Here is a 6,132-nt window from a genome sequence, read left to right on the forward strand (position 1 = left end):
GCCAAAGGGGGTTCCCCCCATGAGCAACTGCCGTGGTTTCCCCCACTCGCGCAAAGCATGGCTGACAGCGATGCTTTGCGCGAGTGGGGGAAACCCCCAAGACCGCGCTGCATCGCTGTCAGCCATGCTTTGCGCGAGTGGTTTGAAGTTACCGTAAGACAGGCTCGCCTTAATCAATAAGTTTTAATCATGCATCTGCATAGCCTACCAACCATTTTGGCTCAACGTAATCAGGTTTCGTCTCCGGGGAAACCCCCTGTTCCGAAGCTGCATCGCTTCTATTTTCCCCACACCCCACACCCGGTCACCCCATACCCTGTCTAGTTTAATGCCTTGTTGTCACCCCCTCAGTTTTGCAAGGTAATTAGCTTATCACTAGGAGAGCGTAACTGATCCCTGAATTTTTACAGCTAGAGTGTATCTGTTTAACCATTTCAAGGTAACTTGTCAACTGCTATGCCTTCCTGATTCAATTAATTTTTTTAAAAGTCTTGCTAGATAAATAAAAATCTAGTCAACCAGCCAATTAATACTACAATATCAGCAAAAATAAAGTACCATCATAAGTAGCTGCTTAGTTGTTTTTTTTTAGTTAATAGTTATTATTGTATTTTATCTTGTTATTTTTTTATTTTTAACAATTAAACATCATACAATCAATATAATTAATTGACTAAAGCCTTGCTCATAAAAAAAATTATGTAGAGACATTATAGCTAACATATCTACATAATATATAGCAAATATCAGTGATGTTTGAGGTACTTTTTCCTAGGCTTTATAGGAGGCAGGGAGCAGGGAGCACGGAGCAGGGAGCACGGAGCAGCGAAAAGGGAAGAGCGAACAGGTAAGAGGTAAAAAATATTGTATCCCTCATAACAATAATAAACGCTATATAGGAATATCTAAAAATAGATAAAGTCTCTACTCTGTTTATTGATCAGGGATTGCATAGATTCGCTGAACGCTGATAGGTGACGGCTGAAATGATAGCTAATAGCTAAAGATTCGTTGGTTTGAAAGCCAATACAACACCCTGAGATTACTAGTTAGTTCTAAACAGAAAGGTAGGTATATGACAAATCTAATCATACGTCCCATATACGACATCCAAGGTGAAGGTCATATCTCACCATTTGTTGGTGAGTCTGTCATCACTACAGGTATTGTGACTGGGGTAGCGAGCAACGGCTTCTACCTACAAGACCCTTATGGAGATAATAATGATGCCACCTCAGACGGAATTTTTGTCTTTACCGATTCTACTCCTACAGTCAGAATCGGTGACGAAGTGCAAGTGAGTGGTGATGTCGAAGAATTTCGGCCTAGTAACCGTTCCAATGACTTAACCCTGACTCAAATTACTAACCTAACTAATATTAGGGTCTTATCATCGAACAATTCTTTACCTACTGCAGTGGTTATCGGTGAAGACCGTACACTACCTACAGAAATTATTGATGATGATGATTTAACTGACTTCTACGAAAGCCTAGAAGGGATGCGGGTGCAAATCAATAATGCTGTAGCGGTTTCTGCTACCAATAGCTTTGGTGAAATTTGGGCGGTTCCAGGTGATGGCATTGCTATTAGTGACGGTGACTTCAATCCAGAGCGAATTCAGATTGATGACACTCTATTGAATGGCACCTCTCCTATGGTTAATGTGGGTGACGAGCTCGGTACTGTAACAGGGGTACTTAGCTACAGTTTCGGTAACTTTGAACTCCAGTCTACTGAACCAATTAGTGCTACATCCGGTAACCTAACTCCAGAAATAACGAATACAGAAACGTTACCAATTGTCGATGTAAAGAGTGAGTTTGCTGAGGAAGCTAGCGACAATGACCTAATTTTGGCTCCCTTGACCTTACCTGAGCCAACTATTATCAATGGCACCGCAGGTAGTGAGAAGCTGACTGGTACTGATAACAATGACATTATCACTGGTTTCCAAGGTCGAGATCTGCTCACTGGTGGTGGTGGTAATGATCAGTTTGTTTACACCTCAGAGCGAGATGCTGGCGATCAGATCACCGACTTTGAAGTGGGAAGTGACAAAATTGTTCTTACTGAGTTATTTAATAATAACGGAATTACAGTTGCTAATTATGCGGATGCGATTAATCAGGGCTTTCTGAGTTTTGCTTCAGAGGACAATTATGCTGTTGTTTTATTTGACAAAGATGGCTCTGATGACAGCAATTATCAAGGGGTTTTCAGGGAATTAGAACAGGAATTTCCGTTTCCTTCTTTAAATACTAACTCAGATGGAAGTCAGATATTTCTGGTTCTCGAAAATGTTGATGTTGTTGAGCTACATGATGCTAGTAATTTTGTGATATGAAAGGTTGAAGCTTAGGAGGTTAAAGGTTGAAGGTTGGGAGGTTGAAGGTTGAAGGTTGGGAGGTTGAAGGTTGAAGGTTGGGAGGTTGAAGGTTGAAGGTTGGGAGGTTGAAGGTTGAAGGTTGGGAGGTTGAAGGTTGAAGGTTGGGAGGTTAAAGGTTGAAGGTTGGGAGGTTGAATAATGTTGAATAATCTTTATCCTGTTCCAAATAATTTTTAACGTTATTTAGCTGATTTTCGGTGCTTCTCAAAGGCTACAATAAATCCCGCTACTGTTAGAGTTGGTAGTCTACTCAAAAGACCTCTTGCAAAGTTCCAAAACTATTGCTAGCTTGCCTACTCCCGACTCCCTAATCCCGACTCCCGACTCCCGACTCCCGACTCCCGACTCCCTATCATTTACGCCAAGATAAACGAACAGGCATTTCCGACCGTGGCATCAATTCTGGGATCTCATGGGTAGCTTTAAACCTTGCCATGCGGTTACCATACCAGTTAGCTCCTGGAAAAGCCGTTAAACCATGAGCAAACACACTGATCAACACCGTCAGTACCATAGTACTAAAAATAACTTCACTACCCTGAATTCCATCCCCCTCTAAAATTAGTAAACCATACAATATTGAAGCTACTCCCCTTGGTCCAAACCAGCCCAGAAATAAGATAGTATACCAACGCAACTTCATGCCAATCACGCTAATAGCAACCCCTACCATCCGAGCAATGGTCAGAGTAGCAATTGCGTATAATACCATCTGCCAATTGACGCTATCCAGAGCAGGAAACACCATCATTGAGCCATAAATCATAAAAATCAGCAGCACCAGCAACTGTCCCTCTGCTTCTCCAAACTCATACAAACAATCACAAATTGATGGAGCCGTATTCCCTAGGGTTAAGCCAGCACAAAACGCCGCAATAAAACCATTTCCCCCCACTAATTCTGCGATCGCATAAGCGCATAAGGACAGTCCTAATACCGATAAATCTTCAAAACTATGAGTAATCCACTTGCGGCGAACACTCTGTGACACCAACCAACCGCCAATATAGCCAACTGCTACCCCAACGATTGGCCCTAGAATCACTTGCATAGCAGCAAAGCGAAACCAAAAGCTTGCTGTTCCCGTCCCTTCCATTGTTCCAGCTAAGGAGAGGAAAATTAATAGAATCGGTAAGCAAATACCATCATTCAAACCACTTTCAACATTGAGGGATTGACGAATACAAATCGGAACACTCCGACTGCTGACCACCGCTTGTCCTAAAGCCGCATCAGTGGGAGCCAGAATTGTTGCCAACGCTGCTGCTTCCCAGAATTCTAACCTACCTCCAAGCAACAGTACTGCCAAAATTGTTCCTAGGATAATTGTCAGCGGTAGACCAATACCTAACAGACGTACTGGTAAATTGTAGTCTCGACGCAACAGTTTAAGATTAATCCGAGAAGCATCAGTGAACAAAACCAGAATCAAGGTAAATTCAGCAATTATCCGAACAAGCTCATGCTCTACCTCCAGATTCAATAAACCCAACAATTGCGGACTCAATAAAAGTCCAAAGGTAACAAAAGCCATCGGTGGAGTAATTATACTTTTCTCAATGCGCCCAGAAATTAAACCAAAGCCGAGGATAAATAGGGCAATAATCGCAAATAGTTCAGTGTTCATGGAATTTCTCTAAGTCCTGAGTGCGTCAGTGCTATAGCAAAGGGAACAGGGAGCAGGGAGTAGGGAGTAGGGAGCAGGGAGTAGGGAAAAAAACCTGTGTACCTCATAGTTATGAAAAGCGCTGATAGCTGATAGCTGATAGCTGATAGCTGATAGCTGATAGCTGATAGCTGATAGCTGATAGCTGATAGCTGATAGCTGATAGCTGATAGCTGATAGCTTAAGTTACAAAAGTCTCTTCTTGCCACCCAAGCCAATCAGCCAGATCACAACAAACAACCAGTGAATGAAGACAGCTGTCCAGATCGAGCCACTTTGAATATAAGCAATAGTACAAATAATTCCCAAAAGCGTAGCTAGAAATATAAAAATAGGTTTAAAAAATGTTTCCCGTGCCGCCGGATAGAAGGTGATAGCATTCAGCGGATGATAAATAACAAAAATGACTAAACTGACTGTAGACCAAGCGAATAGTGAAATTAAGGAAGGGTTTTCTGAGGGATGAGGTAATAATAAAACCCGGAAAAATGTCTCCTCAGCTATTGCTGGGGTAAACAGAGCAGTTATCATAATCTTTAGTACTGGATGCCAAGAGGTTTTGACATTAACAGCACTTACATCAGTTTCCCTCAATAAAGGGGATAATGAGGTATCATGATCAGTTTCTTTTGATAAGGGGGATAATGGGGATTGATCAATAGTAAGTAAGTTTTGATCTAGTTGCAGAAAGCCATTACGTAAACCAATCGGTAAAGCAATTAAACCATAGATCATAATTAAGATAACTACAATTACCCAAGCTTTCCAATCAGGAAACGTTAATATCCCAGCCATCAAGCGCTCGGTAACTCTTTCAGCAAATTTGGCCGATATCTCCATAGTGACATCTCCATACTGACATCTCTATAACGTAAGCATTCAGCCGTCAGCCATCAGTAGTCAGTAGTCAGTGTTTAGTAGTCAGTTGTGAGCGGTCAAGCCTTGGCCTTTGGCACCTCAAGTACCATGCACGTAGCCCATTAGCTGATAGCTGATAGCTGTTCGCGTTCGCGAAGCGTGGCCATTCGCGTAGCGTGGCCAACGGCCAAGGCCAAGCGTGCGCGTAGCGCATAAGCTGATAGCTTACTCTATAACTATTAACATAAGCATGTTAATACTTCTAAAGATTTACCAAACCATGACGCGATCGCATAAATTTAATCACTCCAGGTTCAGACCCTCCAGCAATCTTAATAAATCCATTTTTTTCCAAAACTCGGATAGATGGAATCAATTCCGGTAACGTCTCTGCTATCACTACCTCAATTGTGACATGGGAAAATGCCCAACTAATCAGTGCATTAACTGCTTCCGTAGCGTATCCAAACCTTTGAAACTCTGGTAGCACAGAATAGCCGATTTCTACCATACCATCCGGGGTAGCTTGTCCCTTAAAACCACCAATACCGATTAATACTCGTTCATTTTTGCTGTTGTCTAGAAGAACAAAATACCAGCACCACCAACCAATCTGATCCGAGCCCTCCCTTAACCGTTGTGCAGTCAATTCCATAGTGCCAGCATGATAGCCTTCTGGGGGCCAAGCTTTTGGAATGTGAGCATCAATTAAAGCAGTAAACCGTGAGGGAGTCATTTCTGATTGCACCAGTTCTGGTGTACCGGCAATAAGTTCCAATCGATCTGTGGTGATGCTGATGTAATTCAAGGTTTAAAATTCCCCATATTTAAGGTTTAATAACGTTTAATTTAATGGTTAAATCAACCAACGTTTAAATTTTGGTTTTATTAACATCATTTTTTTATTTTTAACCAGAATTCATACTTAAGCTATCAGCTATCAGCTATCAGCTATCAGCTTATGGGCTATGGGTAAGCTACGATAACAGCTTTTCAATCAAACAGGTAACCTTCATTTAATCTGATTTAAGTCTGCACCTCAAGTAGCTTCAGCTAAAGGCTGACGGCTGAATGCTGACGGCTGTTCGCGCAGCGTGCGCGTAGCGCATATGCTTACATTCATACTCCCTTAAATCCGACTTCCATTTCTTTCGTCGATTCTCTCACAATTAGAGTATCAGTTTTAGGAAGTTTGCGAGCAATACCAATTTGATTTAGG

At 41.9% G+C, this 6,132-nt stretch carries 6 protein-coding genes; 2 read left to right on the plus strand and 4 right to left on the minus strand.

Annotated elements, in window-relative coordinates:
* Both F6K57_RS34815 and F6K57_RS34820 read left to right on the plus strand, forming a co-directional pair.
* The coding region (locus tag F6K57_RS34815) for a hypothetical protein (RefSeq protein WP_293072535.1) at window positions 1-180 on the plus strand (180 nt) is incomplete at its 5' end.
* 895 nt (window positions 181-1,075) lie between these two features.
* Window positions 1,076-2,347, plus strand: a complete 1,272-nt coding sequence (locus tag F6K57_RS34820; RefSeq protein WP_075900613.1) for a hypothetical protein — start codon at window positions 1,076-1,078, stop codon at window positions 2,345-2,347.
* A 394-nt stretch (window positions 2,348-2,741) separates the two neighbouring features.
* On the opposite strand, the gene F6K57_RS34825 is transcribed toward F6K57_RS34820, so the two are convergent.
* The 4 genes from F6K57_RS34825 to F6K57_RS34840 all read right to left on the minus strand — a co-directional run bounded on the left by F6K57_RS34825 (window position 2,742) and on the right by F6K57_RS34840 (window position 5,721).
* Entirely contained in the window at window positions 2,742-4,016 is a 1,275-nt protein-coding gene (locus F6K57_RS34825) for a sodium:proton antiporter (protein WP_293072537.1), read from the minus strand.
* 225 nt (window positions 4,017-4,241) lie between these two features.
* Entirely contained in the window at window positions 4,242-4,895 is a 654-nt protein-coding gene (locus F6K57_RS34830) for a CPBP family glutamic-type intramembrane protease (RefSeq protein WP_293072539.1), read from the minus strand.
* Window positions 4,896-4,962: 67 nt separating this feature from the next.
* Window positions 4,963-5,127, minus strand: coding sequence for a hypothetical protein (locus F6K57_RS34835; protein ID WP_293055420.1), 165 nt, complete (start codon window positions 5,125-5,127; stop codon window positions 4,963-4,965).
* A 48-nt stretch (window positions 5,128-5,175) separates the two neighbouring features.
* Window positions 5,176-5,721: a GNAT family N-acetyltransferase gene (locus F6K57_RS34840; RefSeq protein ID WP_293072541.1), complete on the minus strand. Its 546-nt coding sequence runs from the start codon at window positions 5,719-5,721 to the stop codon at window positions 5,176-5,178.
* Window positions 5,722-6,132 lie beyond the last annotated feature (411 nt).

The sequence above is a fragment of the Moorena sp. SIO4A5 genome (assembly GCF_010672005.1).
Lineage (GTDB): Bacteria > Cyanobacteriota > Cyanobacteriia > Cyanobacteriales > Coleofasciculaceae > Moorena.